Source organism: Acidobacteriota bacterium (assembly GCA_018268895.1).
Classification (GTDB): domain Bacteria; phylum Acidobacteriota; class Terriglobia; order Terriglobales; family Acidobacteriaceae; genus Edaphobacter.
The window spans coordinates 1,595,482-1,615,276 of record JAFDVP010000001.1 but is presented as its reverse complement, the minus strand read 5'-3'; the positions used below and the strand labels follow the sequence as shown (position 1 = coordinate 1,615,276).

The window sequence follows — 19,795 nt, the reverse complement described above, 5'->3', positions numbered from 1 at the left end:
ATTAGATTGTTTGTCCCTCAGACTCGAGTCGTGGATTGGTCTTGCCTTCAAAGAAGGCATAGACCGCCGGCAACAACAGCAGCGTCAACGCGGTTGAGCTGACCAGTCCACCGATGACGACGATGGCGAGCGGACGCTGCACTTCGGAGCCTGGTCCTGTGGCGAAGAGGAAGGGAACGAGTCCGAGAGCCGCCACTGTAGCGGTCATCATGACTGGGCGAAAGCGCAGTCGTGTACCTTCGATGACTGCTTCGCTTTGAGACATGCCTTCGAGCCGGAGTTTGCGGATGTAGGAGACGAGTACAACTCCGTTAAGGACGGCTATTCCCCATAGTGCGATGAAGCCGACGGAAGCTGGTACGGAGAGGTATTCGCCTGAGAGAAACAGGCCGAGGATGCCTCCAATCGAGGCCAGAGGCAAGACGGTGATGATGAGCGCGGCGAAGCGGACAGACTGAAACAGGATGAATAGAAGGAAGAAGATTGCCGCGATGGTGATGGGAACGATAATCGCCAGATGATGAAGCGCACGTTCCATGTTGTGAAATTGTCCTCCCCACTCGATGTAGTAGCCCGCAGGCAGGTGGACGTCGCGATCAACTTTATCCTGTAACTCTTTGACGTAGCCGCCGAGATCGCGGTCCTGAACGTTGACGCCGACTACGATACGGCGCTTGCCCATGTTGCGGTTAATCAGCGCGGGGCCTTCTAGGACCTGCACTTTTGCGAGGTTCTTTAGGGGGACGCGCGGTCCTGCTGGCGAATTGATAAGCAGCTCGCGTATATCTTCAACGCTGTCGCGCAGATTTTGAGGGAGACGGACGACGCCGGCGAACCTGCGTTCGCCTTCGTAGATATCAGTTGCCGATTTGCCTGCGATTGCAGCTTCGATGACATCGTTGACGTCGGCCGCATTCAGTCCGTAGCGGGCGATGGCGCTGCGGTCGATGTCGATGGTGAGGTATTGCTGGCCCCCGACACGGTCGACGCGCGTGTCCTGCGTGCCTTGTATTCCGGTTGCGACTTTGGCAATTTCGTTGGCCTTTTGCACGAGTAGGTTAAGATCGTCTCCATACAGCATGACAGCCACGTCGGCGCGGACGCCGGACACCATCTCATCGACGCGGTCGCTGATGGGTTGGGACATGACGAGATTGATTCCGGGGAGGGCTGCGAGCCGGTCGCGGATCTGTTCGGCGATCTTGTCCTGAGTGAGGCCGCGCGGACGCTCGTCAAAGGGAGTTAGCGAGGCGAGGACGTCGGCCTCGTTGGGGCCAGCGGGATCGGCAGGCGATTCGCCGCGACCAACGCGAGAGACGACGCTCTTGACTCCGTCAACCTTGAGCATGAGCCGCTGCATCTCTTTCTCCATCTTCAGCGACTCATCGAGCGAGATGTTGGGGACGCGGTCCGCATTTGGCGAGAGCGTGCCTTCCTGCATCTCGGGGATGAAGGAAGTGCCGAGGAAGGGGAACAGAGAGATCGAGGCGAAGAAGATGACAACGACTGCAAGGACGGTAGCTTTGCGATGGCCGAGAGCCCATTGCAGAAGACGGGTGTAGGGCTTGCGGAGAAGTCTTACGAGCCAGGTGTCGTCTTCCGATCCTCCCTTGAGGAGATAGGAAGAGAGGACAGGCGATAAGGTGAGGGAGAGCACGAGCGATATGGCCAGTGCGATGGCAATGGTGTAGGCGAGTGGCGAAAACATCTTGCCTTCCATGCCTTCAAGCGTCATCAGAGGAAGGAAGACCAGGATGATGATTGTGACGCCAAATAATGTTGGAGTCGCGACTTCCTGCACTGCCGAGAGGACAAGGTCGAGCTTGCTGAGGGAGGTTTCTCCGGAGTGAGTCGAGTGCCGAGCGTGGCTGAGCCGTGCGAAGACGTTCTCGACGACGACAACGGAACCGTCCACCATCAGGCCGATGGCGATAGCGAGACCGCCGAGCGACATCAGATTTGCTGAAAGCCCGATGTGATTCATCACCAGAAATGTGAGCAGCGGTGTCAGCACAAGATTTGCGCTGACGATGAGGCTGGAGCGAAGGTCTCCCAGAAAGAGAAAGAGAACGACCACGACAAAGACAATGCCTTCGGCAAGCACCTCCGTCACGGTGTGGATTGCTGCGTCAACGAGCTGCGAACGATCATAGTAAGAGACGATTTGAAGGCCGCCTGGAATCATATGCCGGCGGTTGATGTCGGCGACGCGTTCTTTGACGCGGCTCACGATCTCTTTTGCGTTTCCTCCGCTGGTCATGAGGACGACTCCTCCGACCGCCTCGGTGTAGCCGTTTTTGATCATCGCGCCGTAGCGGACTTCTGTGCCGATGCGAACCTCGGCGACATCGCGTATATATACGGGCGTGGCCTTCGTCTCTTTGAGGACGATGTTTCGGATGTCGTCGAGATCGTGTACGAGGCCTACGCTGCGGATGAGGTATTGCTCGGCGTGTTGCGGCAGTACGCCGCCGCCTGCGTTGGCGTTGTTTCGGGAAAGCGCAGATAAGACGTCGTCGATAGAAAGATCGTAGTAGTGCAGCTTCTGCGGATCGACGAGGGTTTCATACTGTTTGACGAAGCCTCCGGTCGAATTGATCTCTGCGACACCGGGAACGGAGCGCAGGAGCGGGCGCACGACCCAGTCCTGAAGGGTGCGACGCGCGATGAGCTCGTCGTGCGTTAGCGGACGTTTTGAGTCGGCTTCTCCCGGCATCTCGAGCGTGTACTGATAGACCTCTCCGAGTGCGTTCGTGATGGGGCCGAGGACAGGCGTAACGCCTTCGGGCATGCGGCTGCGGACCTCGGCCAGCCGCTCCGATACCATCTGCCGCTCACGGAACAGGTCACTCTCGTCGGTGAAGACGAGGGTTATGAGCGACAGGCCCGGCTTGTTGAGAGAGCGCATGTCGGTCATGCCGGGTAGCCCAGTCATAGCGATCTCAATGGGGATGGTTACGAAGCGCTCGACCTCTTCAGGGGATTTTCCGGGAGCTTCGGTTGCGATCTGCACCTGGACGTTGGCGACATCGGGGAAAGCGTCGACGGAGAGATGTTGTGCCGCGTTGATTCCAAAGCCCACGAGGACCAGAGCGACAACGACAAGGATGAGCCTTTGCCGGAGGGCGCCAGCAATGATTGCCTGCAACATTTATTTTGTTCCCTTAATGGCGTTCTGTCTGCGCTGGTTGTTCAGATGGAATGCGCCTTCGGTGACGATGCGCTCATTTGGCTTGACTCCATCGAGAACGACGCGCCGGTCGTTCTCTTCCTCGCCGAGAGAGACTTCACGCAGAATAAATTTTTCAGGTGCAATCTGTACGAAGACGCAGTCTTTATTGTCCTCACGGACGACAGCAGCGTTCGGGACCGTGAGTTTCTTGTCGGTGTGGCCGATGAACGTCATGCTGGCAAGTTCGTCAGGCTTCAGAAGGCCGTTAGGGTTGGGAACTTCCATGCGCACTGCGACGGTGCGAGTGTCCGGATCGACGATGGGGGAGACAAAAGAGAGCCGTCCTGTAATTTTGCGATCGGGGAGGGCTGGTATCTTGACCTCCACTTCGATGCCCTTGCGGAGAGGGCCCGCATCTTCTTCAGGAACGTTTGCGACGATCCATACGTTTGAGAGGTCGGCGATGGTGAAAGCGGGATCGGCGGGTTGAACGACCTGGCCTATCGCAATCTCACGCTTGAGTACGGTACCGCTTTTAGGTGTGACGATGGGGTAGTCGGCGCTGAGTTTGCGTGTGGTTTCAAGCTGGTGGATCTGGGACTCCGTCATGCCGAGGCCACGTAACTGCGTGCGATAGGAGGCTGCCTCCGTGCCGGCCTGAAGCAACTCAGCGCGCCTGCGTTCCAACTCGGCGCGGCCTATCACGTCGGCTTCGACGAGTTGTTCGGCGCGCTTCACCGATGTCGCGGCCAGGTCCCTCTGCGATGCGGCCTTGATGAGGGCGAACTGGGTGTCAGACAGATCCGTGCTGTGCAGCATAGCGAGCGCCGTGCCAGCCTTCACGTTCTGTCCCTCAAAAACGAGGAGCTTCAGGATACGTCCTGCGACAGGCGATCCAACATGTGCGATGCGTTGCGCGTCGGTTTCGACGTGGGCAGCCACGCGTAGAGTGCCATTGACGTCGGCCATCTCCGGCGTGCCGAACTTCAGGTTTTCTGCAAGTGCGGAGGTTATGGAAACTTCATTTGGATCGCCTGGCTGTGCGGCCACGGTCTCTTTAGGCTTTGCTTTGCAGCCTTGTATCGCGGCCAAAGAGAACGCGAGAGATAAAGCGATCGCCAGAGGGCGATACGCGCGACGAATTCCTATAGAGGTTCGGAGGGAGAGCGGAGTGTTCATCAGGGCTGTACTCCAGGCGCAACCGCGCCGAGTTCTTCAAGGTCGATGAGAGACGATTGGCGGGCGTACTGTGCATCCAGCAGGTCGCTGCGGACGCTTTGCAGAACGCGCTGCGCATCGAGGACTTCGACGATTCCGCGTTCTCCATAACGATACGCAGCCTTGGCAGCATCAACGGCACTCTCCGCGGCGTGAAGCGACCCCGATTCCAGGGATGTCGTCTGCTGGTCGGCCAGTTGATATTGCTCATAAGCGCGCTCGAGTGCGGATGTAAGCTCAAGCCTGCGCTGATCGAGTACGGCGCTCGATTGGTTGATGACAGCTTTCGCTTCATCGATCTGGCCGCGTCTCCGGTCCCAGAGAGGGAGGGGAATCGTTACACCGCTGCGCCAGTAGCGCAGGTCAGGCTGGTTTTCAAACTCGGCAAAGGCGACCGGTTGAGGAATACGCAGCGCCTTTTCACGATCTAGCGATGCTTTGGCCGATTCTATATCGGCCCTGGACTGCACAAGGGCGGGATACGACTGAAAGACGTTCTGTCGCAGCTGCTCCAGCGGCGATAGTGAAATGCGTGGAGCAAGATCTCCTACAGGGTTGAGGTTGGCGTCGGCGGGAGCGGCAATGGCGACGCGCAACAGAGCAATTGCATTTCTATATTCAATCTGTGCGCTGCGAACGGCGAATTGCGCGCGAGCAAGTTCCGCCTCGGCACGCGTGAGTTCGAGTCTGCCCTTTTCACCTACGTTGACTTCGACTTCAACGCGGCGGCGCAGGTCCTGCACAAGCTGGAGATTGTCCTGCGCATATCGGATCTGTTCGCGGCTACGCAGCGTGTTATAGAAGGCATGCTTGACGTCGGCAACTACCGAGATCGATACAGTGCGCTGACCGGCTTCGCTGCTTACCACGGCGAAGCGAGCTGCATTCTGCCGCGCACGGCGCTCGGAGGGAATTTCGATGGTCTGATATGCGGCGTAGTGCTGAAGCAGCCCGGGCACACCTGGAGTAGCGATAGGCCTGGCGTACTGGCGTCCTTCATAGATTTCGACACTGGGGTTTGTATAAGCGCGGGCAGTGCGAGCGATAGCACCTGCGCGCTGCGTTACAGCTTGCGCTTCATGAAGCCGAGGATTGTTTTTAATGGCCATTGCAATGGCCTCTGGGAGAGAGAGCGGGAGCGATGCGGTGGCCTGATCTGGCACGGAGGGAGACGGCGAAGATGGCAGAGCCTGTGACGGGTTGTTCTGAGCAAATGCCAGTGGAGGCATCAGCAACAACGTAACGAGGGTGGATCGATAGAGTGACACATTGTTGTAGAGGCAATTAAGGAGCCAAATGAAATGGCCGAAAATATGGAATCCAGCGAAGGTGACGACGTTCGCAGTGTCCCAAAAGGTACACCTGTGTACCGAAAGGGCCAATCGAAAGGTCACAGTTTCCAGCGAAGAGTCTCATTTTGCGACCAGATAGTGTTTGCCGGCTTGGTGAGTGAATTGCATTGAATGGTTGCAGGATGATCGCAACCTCCAATCCGGCGTATGTCCTGGTGAGCCGACCGGGAAGTCCTGTACCGGAAAGCCCTGCATTGCAGACGTGGGAGAATGAGGATATGCGGCGTATTCCATCCAGTTTGCGCTCGGCGCGCACGAAGGCGGCATTGATTGCGATCCTCGTGGTGACGCTAGCCGTTTTTACATGGATGGTGCCTCCTCGTGCAGTGGTGGTGCATAACATCCTGCATCACTTGAACATCCTTCCATTTATGCTGGCAGGCCTCTTTTTTGGGTGGCGGGGCGTACTGAAGACTGTTCTGCTTACCGCGGTGTTGCTTGCACCATCAGTGTATCGGCATTGGTTTCGAGCGCCGCTTGATGCTCAGGACCAGATTGTAGAGTTGAGCACTTTTGGCGCGGCCGGGGTGATTGCAGGACTACTTGCGGATAGAGAACGTACGCAACGGAAGCGGGTGGAGGCGACTAAAGTTGAATTGGAACGAGTTTATGTCGAGCTGCAACAAAACATGGAACAGCTAAAGAAGACGGAGCGGCTTACAGCGGCTGGGCAGCTTTCCGCCAGCCTTGCGCACGAGATACGCAATCCGCTTGCGAGCATTAGCGGTGCGGCGGGGATTTTGGCGCGAGGACAGGCGTCATCGGAGGCGAGAGCGGAGTGCCTGGAGATTTTGACGAAGGAGTCGCAGCGGCTGAACAAACTTCTTACGAACTTTCTGGACTTCGCGCGTCCGCGCCTTCCTAGGCGGCAGAAGACGGAGCTCCGGGATCTGATTCAGTCGGTTACCGCTCTTGCTCAACATGCTGCGCGCAAGCAGGGAGTTTCTCTGCGGGTTGGGACAGTTGATCGAGGGGAAGAAGTGGTGTGCGATCCTGAGCAGATCAAACAACTGCTGCTCAACCTTATATTGAATGCCATTCAGGCGACTGAGGGAGAAGGTGAAGTTGAGGTACGCTCGTTTTTCATCGACTCAAGGCTCTGCATTGAAGTTTGCGACCATGGGCAAGGCATCTCGCGTGAAGCAAAGGAGCGGATCTTCGAGCCTTTCTTCACGACGAAAGAAAATGGCACAGGGCTAGGACTTGCTATCGCAGCAAATATCGCGGCACAGCACGGCGGGACATTATCGTGCATGGGTAACACTGGGCAGGGAACGATATTTCGTTTGGAACTTCCAGCTCACTTGTCTTCTACCGAGTCAGCCCACAAGATGGGGGTACTGTGAGACGGAACCACATTCTTGTTGTTGACGATGACAGCAGTCTTCGTCGCGTGATGAAGATGCAGCTTGAAGAAGCAGGCTATGAAGTTTCGCTGGCTTCCGATGGTGACGAAGCCTGGTCGATGCTCAAGGAGGATGAACCTCCGCTGGTGATTACTGACCTGAAGATGCCAACAACGGGCCTTGAGCTGCTTAGCCGCATCACGAAAGAAGGATTGCAGACGACAGTTATTGTCGTTACGGCATTCGGGACGATTGAGAGCGCGGTAGAAGCGATGAAGCTTGGCGCATATGACTATGTAACCAAACCGCTTGATTTCGAAGCATTGGTGCTGGTTGTGCACCGTGCCATGGAGAGGCAGAACCTGATTGAAGAGGTGCGCACGCTTCGTTCAGCGCTCGATCAACGGTATGGCTTCGAGGGAATAGTTGGCCATTCAAAAGGGCTTCTGCATGTTCTCAGCCAAGCTGCACGGGTTTCGGCACGCGATGCCACGATCCTGATACAGGGAGAGACAGGAACAGGCAAGGAGCTTATCGCCCGCGCGATTCACCATAACAGCCATAGAAGGGACAGACCGTTTATCTCGATTAACTGCGGAGCCATCCCGCGCGATCTGGTTGAATCGGAACTTTTCGGCTATGTTCGAGGAGCATTTACAGGAGCGATTGGGAACAAGCTGGGGCGTATCGAAGCAGCCGATGGCGGTACGCTCTTCCTCGACGAGGTTGGTGAACTACCGCTGGATGCCCAGGTGAAGCTGCTTCGCGTCCTGCAAGAGGGAGAGCTTTCAAAGCTGGGAGCGACGGCTCCTGTAAAGGTGGATGTCCGAGTGGTGGCTGCAACGCATCGAACGCTGTCGGCAATGGTCGAAGATGGAACCTTCAGAGAAGACCTCTACTATAGGCTTGCTGTCGTCCCGCTGACGGTTCCTCCTTTGCGAGAGCGGAAGAGTGATATTCCCGAGTTGATAGAGACGCTTTTTCAGCGCGCGAAAGAACGGCATGGTCTGCGCAATGTACGCCTGTCGCCCGCAGTTCATCAGAGACTGATTTCTTATCGATGGCCTGGGAACGTGCGCCAACTGGAGAACGTGCTGGAGCGTTTGCTGGTGCTCTCGTCCAGCGATCTTATTACCGTGGACGAACTGCCGGAGGAGTTGTCGCCGTCATCTGCAGATGCGGCTCTGGTTTGGCCTGATCTTCCCGATGAAGGGATAAGCCTTGAAGCGATAGAGCGCGACCTTATCAGCAGAGCCCTGGAAAAATTTGATGGAAATCAAACGCAGACGGCACGCTATTTAGATATCAGCCGCCGCACATTGATCTACCGGATGGACAAGCATGGGCTTTCAACGAACGATCCTGTGTCCTCGGAAACGGATCTAAAATAGGGAAGAGCCTGCATCGTCGAGAATCTCGAAGACGGCTTGTTCTCGGTAGATAAATTAGATGAGGAGAGGCGTGAAATTCACGCAGGTTCTGGTAGACTTGTAACATCGTTGGAAAGTGCAACGACGTAGTAGAAAGACTCCGGTTGCCATTTGCAGCCCGGATTGAAAGCAGTTTGGGGACGTAGCTCAGTTGGTTAGAGCGCTGCCCTGTCACGGCAGAGGTCGCGGGTTCGAGCCCCGTCGTCCCCGCCATAGATTCTAAAAGACTTAGAAGCTATGGCGACCTACAGTGACAAGCAAATCAGGACACAATAAGGGCACACTAAGCGGATTTCGCTTCTGTACTCGTTTGTGCTTGGTCCTTCTTTGCGCCCACGTTTGTGCCCACGCCGGGCACAATCATCTGAACAACCTTGCTCTGCGCGGCGTGCTTGGTCGAGTTCACGGCCTGGGTGTAGATATCCAGCGTGATCCGGCTGTTCGCGTGTCGTAAGAGCTCCTGAACGGTTTTGACATCCTCTCCGTTGGCCTTCAGCAAGGTGCCGAAGGAGTGGCGGAAAGTATGCCAACCGATGTTCTTGTGGATGCCGGCTGCGCGCGCCACCGGCCGAATGTCACGCTTCATCAAATTGTCCGGCCAGTAGGGTTGTTTACCCTGCATCGTCGGACTGGCAAAGACGTAATCGAGTGGCATTGGGTAGGGACTCTGACGACGCCAGCGCAGAAGATCCTCCGCCATGTAGCTGTCCATCGGGACAGGCTTGGCCGAGGCTTCCGTCTTGCAGTCGCCTACCACCTGATGCCAGATCGAGCGGGTGACACGGAGTTCCAGATTCTCAAAGTCAACATCCATCCAGCGCAACGCAAGCAGTTCGCTGACGCGAAGCCCAGTCGCCGCGTCGAGCAGCGCCAAGGTGCGCTCTCGGACAGACAGTTTGCTGAGAAGAAGCTGGAGTTCCGCCAGTTCGAGAACGTCAGGCACCTTCTCTCGCTTCGCGCTCTGGCGCACAAGTTTGATGGGGTTGCGATCCACCCACTCGTACCGCATCGCGTGATGAAAGATGGCGCTCATCAAATTCCGAATCTTGGCCCGTGTAGCCCTTGCCCGCTTGATGCTGTCCAGCCACTCTTCCACTGCGACTGGCTTCACCTGATCTAACCTGTAACTTCCCCAACGAGGAAGAATCCAGGCCCTCAGATAGCACTCGTAAGCGGCCCGAGTCGAGAACGCCTTCCGCCCTTGATTCTCGCCTGCCAGCTCTTTGAGCCGGTAGTGCGCGACCAGTTCGTCGATGGTCCTCGGCCCGCCTTCCGCCTGCGGGGTTTGTTGGTTGGCGTCGATGCGCAATGCTTGAGCTGCTTTGAGTGCCGATGCTTCGGTGAGGAGAGTTGTAGCCGTTCCGACAATGGCCTTTCGCTGCTTGCCCTTGCCGTCTGGCCCAATCTCACGCCACCTGAAAATCCATACATCCGGCCCGCTCCGCCGCTTTTCGCGTTGCACGCTTCCGTTCTGATACCGTGTTCGCCTTGACATGATTTCTCCTGTTCAGGCAGCAACGGATGGCTTATATCCAGCGTACCGCCGAAGGGGGCAGAGGTCGAGGATGTTTTGTGGAGCGCGTGCCGTCAGCCCGCTCGCTTCTGTTGGTCGAGCCAAGCGTTCAACGCAGAGGCCCGGAAGCGCCATAACTTCCCGACATGCGTTCCGCTAATGTCCCCGCGCCGTGCCAGTTTTTGCAAGGTTTTGTGGTGAATGCTTAAGAGCCGTGCGGCCGGAGCGTGCAGGATGAATACGCCAAAGTGGGGCCGCAAAGAGACCATCATCTTTCCATCGCATTCGCCGGTCTACACCTACGGCGCAGTCTTCTTCGCTCTGATCCTGACCGGCATGTTCGTCTATCTCCGCTTCAGCCGCGGGCAGACTCCGTTGCAGCAGTTCCTCGGCATCCACGACTCGAAGTGTGGAGCTATGACGTCCCAACTCCGTGGGCCGCCATTCGTCTCAAGAACGGCAATACTTTGATTACAGACGAGCACGATGTGAGGACTCTGGAGGTGACACCTGACAAAAAGGTCGTATGGCAGATCACCCCGAAAGACCTCCCTCCACAATACGACTATCAAAACTCACAGTCTGCGACGCGCCTGGCCAACGGTAACACCATCATCTGCTCGCGAGGCGGCAATCGCCACGGCCCGCAGTTGGTCGAGGTCACACGCGATAAGAAGCTGGTTTGGGTGCTTCAAGACTGGACACACTTTGGCCCTGCACCAGCCGTTCAAATCCTCGACGACCCCGGAATCCCCGAAAATCCTGGGGAATCAGAACACTAGACCAGAAACCATCGCGATAGTCTGGGCACAATATCCGCTGAGTCCGCCCAATTTGCTGGCGTGGGTCTTTTTGGTCCCATTCATTCTTTGCGTTCTGACTGTGGCATAACCCTGACAGCATAGTCTGCTCAGCTTCCACTTCTGAATCATTGTTGCGCTTAAGTCTACAGTGACGTAAAAAATCAGTACGCACCGTTCCAAAATCGTCTGGCAGGTAAAAGCAGGAAGCTTTGAGTTTCTCCGTCTCAAATGTGACGCTGGTAATTTTGGTCCCGTATCTCGCAGCGGTTGTATTCATAGGCTACGTTGTGCGCAGGAACACGAAGGATTCCCGTTCTTTTTTGCACGCCAGGCATTCGATGCCTGCTTCAGTTACATCGATCGCATTTCTAGCAGCAAACTGTGGAGCGCTTGAAATCGTCGGTATCACATCGGCTAGTGCGAAGTATGGGCTAGCTGCATTGCACTTCTATTGGATCGGTGCCGTGCCTGCGATGATCTTTCTCGCCTTGTTTATGATGCCCATCTACCACAATAGCCGGGCGCTGACGGTTCCGGACTTCCTTCGAATTCGATACAACGACGCGACACATTTGTTCAGCTCATGCTGCCTGGCAGCGAGGATGGCCTTGGTCGCCGGCATTAGTCTCTATGCAATATCTGCGGTCCTCCATGCCTTCCTGGGCTGGAGTTTTTCTCGTATCTCATTTCTTGCCTGCTCTGTTGTGCTTTGTTACACAGCATTAGGCGGACTGCGAGCAACAATCTATACCGAGATTCTTCAGTTCGTTCTCACTATTGCGGGAGTTCTTCCGTTGACGTACAAGATCCTTCATGATTTTGACGGCATTGCCGGAATAAGAACTCGACTGCCCCACGAGATGGCTCACATCTGGACGGCGCTGCCATGGATGAATCCGACGGGCGCAAAGCTCGATAGAACAGGTGTCATTTTCGGTTTGGGAGCGGTTCTAAGCTTCGGCTACTGGTGTACTGACTTCCTGATCATCCAGCGGGCGCTGACTGCTCGGAATTTGCAGAATGCGATTCAGACTCCGCTGATAGCAGCAGTTTTCAAAATGTTCTTTCCGATATTGCTAGTTGTTCCCGGAACAGCGGCGGCAATTCTTTTAATCAAACCAGGCGGGGCGATTCAATTCGATCAGGCACTGACCGCGATGATGAGTCACCACTACGGAGCAGGGCTCCTTGCACTTGGGCTTTGCGCCATCCTTGCAAGTCTAATGTCTGGATTGGCGGGTAATATCAGTGCATTATCCGTCATCTGGACACAAGATCTCTACAGAACTTACATTCAGAGGACTGCTACGGACAAACACTATTTATTGATGGGGCGCGCTTCCACCGTGGGGGCTTGCGGTCTAAGCATGACAACCGCCTATATTGCGTTGCACTTCGGCAATCTCATGGACTACCAAACGCTAGTCTTCTCTCTTTTTGATGCTCCACTATTTGCATCGTTCCTCTTGGGCATGTTTACAACCTGGGCGACACCGGCGGCGGGTCTGTGGGGATTGGTCATAGGTGTTCTTATCGCAACGAGCCACAATTTTGCGGTAAGGATAGGCACAATCCACTATGGCAGCGACCTGCTTGCAGGTTTCTACGGAGCTATTTATGGATTTGCGGCAAGTCTCGTGGTCAATATTTTGGTGAGTTTATTCACCAAGAAAAAGAGCATCGGGGCCCTTGCGGGGTTGACGTATTTCACTCGACCGACAAGAGAAAAAATAGCCACAAGCTCTCTAGTACTTGCCGGTCTGGTACTCATTGTGTGCGTCGCGCTGAATTTCGTCTTTCGATAAAGACGCTCTGAGACGACAAACGGTTATCGAACCGGCCCAGTCGAATCACGCACAACAAGCTCTGTATGCACTCTATATCTCTTCCCTACAGCATGTGGGTCTTTGCCACTACTCGCGAGTGCTTTGAAGAAGGCTTCCGCCAGAATATTACGAGGGAGACGAAGAGTTGTAAGTGGAGGATAGACGATATCACTCAACTCGATATCGTCAAAACCAACAACGGAGAATTGCCCGGGCACGGAATAGCCTGCACGATGAATGACACGCAGGGCGCCAATTGCCGTGAGGTCATTGGTGGCCATGATGGCGGTGGGGCGGACTTTGAGAGCCAATAATTCTGACATACCCTTCTCACCACCGGTGACGCGGTAGTTACCAGCTCGGACAAAGGCTGGTTCAACGGTGAGATTCGCTTCAGCCATGGCAGCTTTAAAGGCATGGACGCGGTGATCGGAGATAGTCAAACCAGGTGACCCCCCAATGTAGGCGATCTTGCGATGGCGATGTTCCTTAAGATGTGCGATGGCTTGTCGCATACCGCTCAAATAGTCAATAGAAACATCGCCAAGTCCAGGTCCGACGATCCGGCGGTCCAAGGTAACGAGGGGAACCCGGTTGTGCAGAAGAGCCTCGATCGGTTCGGTCTCAATTTCAGCGGCGAGAAGCGCAACGCCATCAACCTGACGGACCAACATGCGGCGAATAGTTTGCTGCATCCGTGACACATGCAAATCGGTCATTGCCATCAGCATATCTTGGTTGTTTTCTGCAAGGATCGCCTCAAAACAACGGATAAACTCCGGAAAAAATGGATTTGTAATATCTGGAATGATGAGGCCGTAGGTACTGCTTCTACCGTACTTCAATGTAGTGGCACTACCATTAGGGATGAATTTTGTCTCTTCCAGTACCTTACGGACACGCTCTGCTGTTTTTGGACGTACAAGGTTGGAACCGTTGATAACACGGGATACGGTCGCACTGGAAACTCCTGCGAGTTTCGCGATGTCACGCATGTCCATAACTGTGCTTTAGCTCCTGGTGCGGCAAAAACATCTAGAAGGAGTCACGTACACTCTTGTAGCGTTGCCAGTTTATCTTTGTTGACTATTGTATACGGATACATTTAAGGTGTCTTGCACATCGTGACACGCGTTTCACCTAGCACTTCCATCTCTTCCATTCACCATGAGGTACACATTGACAACTCAGTGCCCTAACGACAAAACGGAACGCACTTTTGTGACTCGGCGACAATGGCTGAGTCATGCTCCGGCCAGCGCGGTGGCTGCAGCAACAGCTCTCAGCCTCATGCGGCCCGACAATTTGGAAGCCGAGGCATCGCAACGTAAGGGAGCGATAACCATCGATCTGGGTGCACGCGTCTACAACATACGCGCCTTTGGCGCAAAGGGAGACGGGACAACGATGGATACCGCAGCTTTGCAAGCGGCAATCGATGCTTGCACGCATGATGGCGGCGGCACCGTTTTGGTTCCAGCGGGAGTGTTTCAAATTGGTACTGTTGAGTTGAAGAGCAATGTCACACTGCACATCGCCGCAGGGGGCAAACTTTTAGGGAGCGGCGACGGAAAGCAATATCACGCCGTCGATGCAATTCCTTTGAGCGGTGACACGACGCTTGTGGATGGCAACTGGGCGCTCCTTTTTGCCGTGAATGCAAAGAACGTGACAATCCAAGGGCCTGGGACCATTGATGGACAGGGCGCGCAGTTTCATTCGAAGATACGTGGTGCAAAGCCTCCCAGTGGAATCGGCGGTGCGAGTCGTCCCTACCATGTACTGGTATATCGTTGCGAAGGCCTTACGATTCGCAGTCTTGATCTCATCGACTGCGCATACCACAGCATTCGCGTGATCCAAAGCAAGCGTGTGCACATGGATAGTCTCTATATCCACAATCGCGTTAACGGCAACAATGACGGATTCCACTTCATCAGCGCACAATACGTTACGGTTAATAACTGCATCGTTCTCGCACAAGACGACGCCTGCGCTTTATTCGGAAGCTGTCAGTTTGTGACGATTGCAAATAGTATCTTCAGCACACGTTGGTCTGTCTTCCGTTTTGGCGGTGGCTTCGCGCAAAACATCTCAATATCGAACTGCGTGCTTTACGAGGTATATGGTTGCCCGATCAAGTTCCAGGGTAATCCCGGATCGCGATACGAGAACATTGCTTTCTCAAATCTTGTTTTGGACAACGTGACTGGGCCCATCCACGTAGGCGTTGGCCCTCGTCGGACAGTGGCCCCGCAAAATGCCGCCGCTGCCGCAAAGGATGACATGAGCACGGGTACGCCTCCAGGAACTACCACTCCCGCAGTTATGAGAAATATCTCCTTCAGTCACATCCATGGCAATGTCACGACGAATCCTGGGCAGCTATCGGAGGCAGAGGTAACCAGCGTCGTCAATCCCGGCGAAAAGATGTCGTGTATCGTGTTCAATTGTGTCGGAGGAGCGACGATGGAGAACATCTCGCTTGAAGACATCCATCTCACATTTGGTGGTGGCGGAACGGCTGAAGATGGCGCAAGGCGCAAGCTACCGGAGATTGCCGGTGAGTATTTCATGCTTGGACCGATGCCAGCCTACGGTCTATATGCACGCGGAGTACACGGGCTGACTGTGCAGAATCTTCGCCTGGAAGTAAGTTCGCCAGACCTCCGTCCAGCCGTGATCTTTGACAACGTGACAGACGCTGCGGTCAATGGAATTAGTATCGACGGAAATCCTGAAGCTGAAACCGTAGTCCGTATGATCGACAGCAAACACGTGCTCATGACAGCACCCCGCTTGCTCACACCGGCAGCAGTGTTTCTGCAGGTAGAGGGAGCAGGAAATGAGCGCATCGTAATCGACGGTGGGGATATCTCATATGCCGCGAAGCCAACAATATTTCAGGACGGCGCTCTGGAGAAAGCTGTCAGGTTACGAGACTAAGCCGCTTTCCCAATCTGTTTGCAAACCTTCCGCCTATGAGCCTAATCAGCAGCCGCTAGGGCACTTGGAAGCGCCTGGCGGCTCTCTTCACTGTCGGAGCGCATTTGCCCAAGAACAGGGGCTTCAACTGCTCGAGTGGACTCGTCGCAACAACGATGCATCGCAAACCTACTCCGCGGGACATAGGAGGTTGGAGTTAGGTGCATCTGAATCTCTATTGCCAACATTCGGGTTACAAGCTTAAAGCTCGACACCGCACTCAAGATAGACGTGGCGGTGTCGAGCTGCCCTGTGAGTTAGAAGTTAATCCGAAGCGCCAACTGCAAGTAACGAGGATTATTGGCTCCGTTGAATCTTCCAAACGTAGCATCCGTTTGAGCGGGTCGAGGGCTAGCTGCACTGGCCGCGGTCGCAAATGTAGCCGTATTGTTGAGCGAGTTGAACTGCGTGTGATTGAAGGTATTGTATGTTTCAAGACGGAACTGCATAGTCAACTTTCCTTCGATAGGGATGTTCTTGAACAACGCCGTGTCGAAATTGGTGTAACCGGGAAGATAGTAGTTAACCTTTGGAGCATTGCCTGGATCGCCTGGCTTGTATCCGCTCGTCGCACTCGTGGCGGCTACGCCCGCGACCGGAGCGCTCACGACGCTGGTATTAAACCACTGATTGAAAGTGCGCGGAGCGCCCTGCATCGGGTCTCCTAAAAGATTGACCCTGGCGCCATCGCCACCTCCAGTGATATTCGCATTGTTACTTGTTTTCAGGATGATTCCACCTGGGGTGCCACTGAGATGCGAAGCAATACCTGATATCTGCCAGTTATCCAGCACCGCGCGGGTCAAGAAGTTGCTCCAGACGTTGCTGCCCTTAGGCAGGCTCCAGAGATAATTCGCAACCAGGTTGTTCCTTATGTCGAAACTGGCTGGACCGTAGTTCCATGTGCGTAGATTTTGATAATTGGCGACGGTAACGTTGTAAGACTCAGAACAGGACGACGCTGATTGGGTCGACGCTGTCTGGCACGAACCGTAGTCCATCGACTTGGACCATGTATAGGCCACTCCAAACTCCAACCCTTTAGAGAAGCGTTTGGTCGCACGAATCTGCAGGGAGTTGTAGCTGGATGTGAGATTGAAGTACTGCATGTTGATTGTCCCGAATCCTGGATAAGGACGGAAGAAGTTGTCCGGCAAAACTCCGCCAGCGGCGCTTTGGCTCGACCAAAGGAATTGAGCGCTATACGGAACCGTGTTGATCGGAGTGTAGTTACTCAGATGCCGGCCAAAAGTGCCAACATAAGCCACATCAAGAACAACCCCCGCGCCCATCATTTGCTGGATACCCAGGCTGGTATTCATAGTGGAAACCACAGGGGCATGCAGCGGGATCGCATGGCCGATGGTATAGGGCCCGCTCAACGATCCTGCGTTCTGGAACGTATCGAGGTTGCCATAGTATTGCGTCGGAGAGTTAGTCGTTGGCGCGTTATTTGTCATGTCGCCCGACTGCCCAGAGCGCGCACGCACGTTATAGAAGATGCCGTAACCTCCGCGAACGACCGTTTTCCCTTGGCCAAATGGATCGTAGGCAAAGCCAATGCGTGGAGCATAAATTATCCCGTTGCCATACAGCGTTCCCTGCGGATAACCCGGCGTATTGACGTTTAGGATGCCGTTCTGAAGGTTACCTGTATTGGGTACGAAGAGGCCGCCCCATGCCCCCGGCACGAAAGCTCCTGTTGTCGGGTCAACGGCTCGAGACAACCCTGTCTTCGGATCTTTGGTCGTTGGCTGATATAAAAGCGGTGCATTGGAAGCTTTATATAGCTCCGGGGCAAAGTTGTTGCCGGCCGATAATCGTTGAGCCATAGCCCACGAGAAGCGCAAGCCGTAGTCAAGGGTCAGCTTGTTAGTTAATTTCCACTGATCCTGTGCGTACCACTCAAATGTATTGGTACGTGGCTTGTAGTTGACTAACGCTGTCACCTCGGTCATTGTGTCGAAGTTTCCTAGCATCGCATTGGAATACGCGTAGTTGCTGTCGTTGGGATTATTTGCATCCCGTGCGTAAGAGAAGTTGCCGACCCGGTTATGGTTGACCTGCAGATAGGAGTCCGTCTGTGCGTCGGCGCCAAATTTTAAGCTATGTGTGCCGATGATCTTCGTTACATTGTCCGTTGCGCTATAGGACCTGACCTTGTTTCCCATAGGAAAGCGGCTATCCCAACCAAAGTTCGCTGAGTTTGTGAGACCAAAGCTCGCCGATGGAAGCAGGTTCAAAGGATTGACGCCTGGGTACAAAGCCGGGATGTTGTACCCCTTAGGGTCTAGCTGAGCCTTGGCCAAATCCGCCGGGTTGTAAAGCTGCGATTCATTCCATCCTGCAGTTCCCAGATTCAGCTCATTCACTAGTGTTGGGCTGAAGGTATAGATCACATTGAAGACGAAGTTGGGATTGGACGTCTTATAGTTCACCTTCATCAGCCACGGCAGATTGTTTGCTGGAGAACTGTAGCTGTTATTGTTGACGGTTTCCAGATCGCCGCGCCCGAACATATGCAGCTTTTCCGTAGGAAAGTAGTCGACACGGAAGATCTCTTGATTGACTGGTTTGTCGCCCGAGTAGTTCGTGGCGTAGTTGTAGTTGTTATTCGTCACACCGAGGTTGTTTACGGCGAACCCCGGATTCAGTGCGAGGGTATTGTTGTAGAGAACCTTCAGAAGCGCCTGGGCCTGCGTATTGATCCGGCTTGCGGGAATGACGTTGCCCGGAAAGCAACCTGCACCGGGCGTCGCAGAGTTTACAGCACAACTACCACTAGACGTTGGGTCTTTGACGCGGATCAGGTGTGCGGGATCCTGAACGGCGTTCCCCTGGTTATAGCTCTGCGAAAAATCGCCATTCACTTCCAATGCTGTCGGTACCTTGTAAGTCTTGAGGCCGTCTGGTGCGGTAATTGGCGAGTTCTCGAGCGAAACGAAGAAGAATAGCTTGTTTTTTGCCACATTGAAGTGTCCCGGCCAATAGATGGGCCCTCCAATCGTGCCGCCATAGGTGTTATAGCGGTACCGCGGACGGATAAGGCTGCCGTTATATTTCGTAAAGTAGCTGTTGGCGTTCAATGCCTCGTTGCGAAAGTAATAGTAGATTCCCCCATGGAACTGCTGCGTGCCGCTCTTAGTGACGAAATTTATGTTTGCGCCTGCCGTCTTTCCATACTGCGCCTGATAGTTCGAGGCCATCACAGTAACTTCCTGAACCGCATCAAGGTTCAAAGGCGTATCCAGTGTAGAGAGCCCGCGCGTATTTCCGGTAACACCATCGATCGTCGCGGAGTTGTACTCGCTGTTAACTCCATTGATGGTCGGAGTGTTGGACGTTCCCAGGCTTGCACTGCCGCCACTCCCGACTACACCCGGCAATACTCGAACGAAGGACATGGCATCGCGCCCTACCGCAAGCAGATTATCAATCTGCTTGCTATCAAGCACACCAGAGCGCTCGGAACTGCCGTTCTGAATTGGTGTAATCTCCGCAGACACGGTAACTGACTGAGTGACTTCACCGATCTGGAGAGCGAACGTGCCAGCCGAAAGGACCTGCGAGGCACTCAATTGGAGGTTTACCTTGCGCAGCTCCTTATAACCGCTTGCCTGGACGATTACCGTGAATGTTCCGGGTTGCACGTTCGAAAAGATAAAGTCTCCGTTCGGACGAACCTGCGTCGATATCATGACAGCCGTCTGCTGATTGATCAACTTTACCTCCGCATTAGGTACAACCGCATCGGTTTGATCGACGATGTGGCCACTGATTGTGCCGCTGGAGGTCTGTGCTTGTCCTGAAACGGCAAGACAAACAATTGCGATTACTGGCAAAGTGGAGTTACGGCAAAATTTCATAAAATCTCCCTTGTCTGAATACGTATACATTCGAGGTCAAGCGCCTAAACGATGCAGATTGCGTCTTGCCTCTTTAGCACCCTTCGAAACGTGTGGGGAAAATCACCCTTGGAGAGGAACTTCGCGATCATAGGGGTTTGTTCGCGTCGATAATCCCCTATCAAAGCACGCTTTCTTCAAGCAATTTCAATTTTCTCTAGCGCAAATACTTTTATATGCAATCACCAGACATCGTCAATAAAAAAATGAATCCTGGCAATTCCTATCTCCGAATCTCTTAGAGA

Annotated in this window: 13 protein-coding genes and 1 tRNA gene; 7 read left to right on the top strand and 7 right to left on the bottom strand. The window is 54.4% G+C overall.

The window, feature by feature from the left end; all coding sequences use genetic code 11:
• Window position 1: 1 nt before the first annotated feature.
• The 3 genes from JSS95_06875 to JSS95_06865 are packed head-to-tail and all read right to left on the bottom strand — an operon-like array spanning window position 2 to window position 5,619.
• Window positions 2-3,151, bottom strand: coding sequence for an efflux RND transporter permease subunit (locus JSS95_06875; protein MBS1799534.1), 3,150 nt, complete (start codon window positions 3,149-3,151; stop codon window positions 2-4).
• Complete coding sequence (locus JSS95_06870; protein MBS1799533.1) at window positions 3,152-4,351, bottom strand: efflux RND transporter periplasmic adaptor subunit; 1,200 nt, start codon at window positions 4,349-4,351, stop codon at window positions 3,152-3,154. It abuts the gene before it with no gap.
• Entirely contained in the window at window positions 4,351-5,619 is a 1,269-nt protein-coding gene (locus JSS95_06865; GenBank protein ID MBS1799532.1) for a TolC family protein, read from the bottom strand. Before JSS95_06865 ends, JSS95_06870 begins: the two co-directional genes overlap by 1 nt.
• Window positions 5,620-5,960: 341 nt before the next feature.
• On the opposite strand from JSS95_06865, the gene JSS95_06860 reads away from it, so the two are divergent.
• The 3 genes from JSS95_06860 to JSS95_06850 all read left to right on the top strand — a co-directional run bounded on the left by JSS95_06860 (window position 5,961) and on the right by JSS95_06850 (window position 8,731).
• Window positions 5,961-7,088 (top strand): sensor histidine kinase, encoded by a 1,128-nt coding sequence (locus tag JSS95_06860; GenBank protein MBS1799531.1) that lies wholly within the window; start codon window positions 5,961-5,963, stop codon window positions 7,086-7,088.
• Entirely contained in the window at window positions 7,085-8,479 is a 1,395-nt protein-coding gene (locus JSS95_06855; protein MBS1799530.1) for a sigma-54-dependent Fis family transcriptional regulator, read from the top strand. The genes JSS95_06860 and JSS95_06855 overlap by 4 nt, the downstream gene beginning before the upstream one ends.
• A gap of 175 nt (window positions 8,480-8,654) precedes the next feature.
• Window positions 8,655-8,731: transfer RNA gene (locus JSS95_06850), tRNA-Asp, on the top strand.
• Window positions 8,732-8,801: 70 nt separating this feature from the next.
• On the opposite strand, the gene JSS95_06845 is transcribed toward JSS95_06850, so the two are convergent.
• Complete coding sequence (locus JSS95_06845; GenBank protein ID MBS1799529.1) at window positions 8,802-10,013, bottom strand: site-specific integrase; 1,212 nt, start codon at window positions 10,011-10,013, stop codon at window positions 8,802-8,804.
• A gap of 92 nt (window positions 10,014-10,105) precedes the next feature.
• A complete protein-coding gene (locus JSS95_06840) occupies window positions 10,106-10,300 on the bottom strand; it encodes a helix-turn-helix domain-containing protein (protein ID MBS1799528.1) in 195 nt (64 codons plus the stop codon).
• Here JSS95_06840 and JSS95_06835 point away from each other — a divergent pair.
• From JSS95_06835 to JSS95_06825, 3 genes are all read left to right on the top strand, one after another.
• A complete protein-coding gene (locus tag JSS95_06835; protein ID MBS1799527.1) occupies window positions 10,266-10,502 on the top strand; it encodes a hypothetical protein in 237 nt (78 codons plus the stop codon). The two genes, JSS95_06840 and JSS95_06835, sit on opposite strands and share 35 nt — an antisense overlap.
• A gap of 32 nt (window positions 10,503-10,534) precedes the next feature.
• Complete coding sequence (locus tag JSS95_06830; protein MBS1799526.1) at window positions 10,535-10,813, top strand: hypothetical protein; 279 nt, start codon at window positions 10,535-10,537, stop codon at window positions 10,811-10,813.
• A 230-nt stretch (window positions 10,814-11,043) separates the two neighbouring features.
• Entirely contained in the window at window positions 11,044-12,639 is a 1,596-nt protein-coding gene (locus tag JSS95_06825) for a sodium/solute symporter (protein ID MBS1799525.1), read from the top strand.
• A 23-nt stretch (window positions 12,640-12,662) separates the two neighbouring features.
• On the opposite strand, the gene JSS95_06820 is transcribed toward JSS95_06825, so the two are convergent.
• Window positions 12,663-13,661, bottom strand: coding sequence for a LacI family DNA-binding transcriptional regulator (locus tag JSS95_06820; GenBank protein ID MBS1799524.1), 999 nt, complete (start codon window positions 13,659-13,661; stop codon window positions 12,663-12,665).
• 289 nt (window positions 13,662-13,950) lie between these two features.
• Here JSS95_06820 and JSS95_06815 point away from each other — a divergent pair, with 289 nt between their 5' ends.
• On the top strand, window positions 13,951-15,606 hold the full coding sequence (locus JSS95_06815; protein ID MBS1799523.1) for a right-handed parallel beta-helix repeat-containing protein: 1,656 nt from the start codon (window positions 13,951-13,953) through the stop codon (window positions 15,604-15,606).
• Window positions 15,607-15,902: 296 nt separating this feature from the next.
• Here JSS95_06815 and JSS95_06810 read toward each other — a convergent pair whose 3' ends face one another.
• On the bottom strand, window positions 15,903-19,511 hold the full coding sequence (locus JSS95_06810; GenBank protein MBS1799522.1) for a TonB-dependent receptor: 3,609 nt from the start codon (window positions 19,509-19,511) through the stop codon (window positions 15,903-15,905).
• Between the last annotated feature and the right edge of the window lie 284 nt (window positions 19,512-19,795).

Excerpts from the sequence above, each read along its gene's own strand:
- JSS95_06875 (MBS1799534.1), bottom strand. The coding sequence starts at position 3,151 with ATGTTGCAGGCAATCATTGCTGGCGCCCTCCGGCAAAGGCTCATCCTT.
- JSS95_06870 (MBS1799533.1), bottom strand. The coding sequence starts at position 4,351 with ATGAACACTCCGCTCTCCCTCCGAACCTCTATAGGAATTCGTCGCGCG.
- JSS95_06865 (MBS1799532.1), bottom strand. The coding sequence starts at position 5,619 with ATGCCTCCACTGGCATTTGCTCAGAACAACCCGTCACAGGCTCTGCCA.
- JSS95_06860 (MBS1799531.1), top strand. The coding sequence starts at position 5,961 with ATGCGGCGTATTCCATCCAGTTTGCGCTCGGCGCGCACGAAGGCGGCA.
- JSS95_06845 (MBS1799529.1), bottom strand. The coding sequence starts at position 10,013 with ATGTCAAGGCGAACACGGTATCAGAACGGAAGCGTGCAACGCGAAAAG.
- JSS95_06835 (MBS1799527.1), top strand. The coding sequence starts at position 10,266 with ATGAATACGCCAAAGTGGGGCCGCAAAGAGACCATCATCTTTCCATCG.
- JSS95_06840 (MBS1799528.1), bottom strand. The coding sequence starts at position 10,300 with ATGGTCTCTTTGCGGCCCCACTTTGGCGTATTCATCCTGCACGCTCCG.
- JSS95_06820 (MBS1799524.1), bottom strand. The coding sequence starts at position 13,661 with ATGGACATGCGTGACATCGCGAAACTCGCAGGAGTTTCCAGTGCGACC.
- JSS95_06815 (MBS1799523.1), top strand. The coding sequence starts at position 13,951 with ATGCGGCCCGACAATTTGGAAGCCGAGGCATCGCAACGTAAGGGAGCG.
- JSS95_06810 (MBS1799522.1), bottom strand. The coding sequence starts at position 19,511 with ATGAAATTTTGCCGTAACTCCACTTTGCCAGTAATCGCAATTGTTTGT.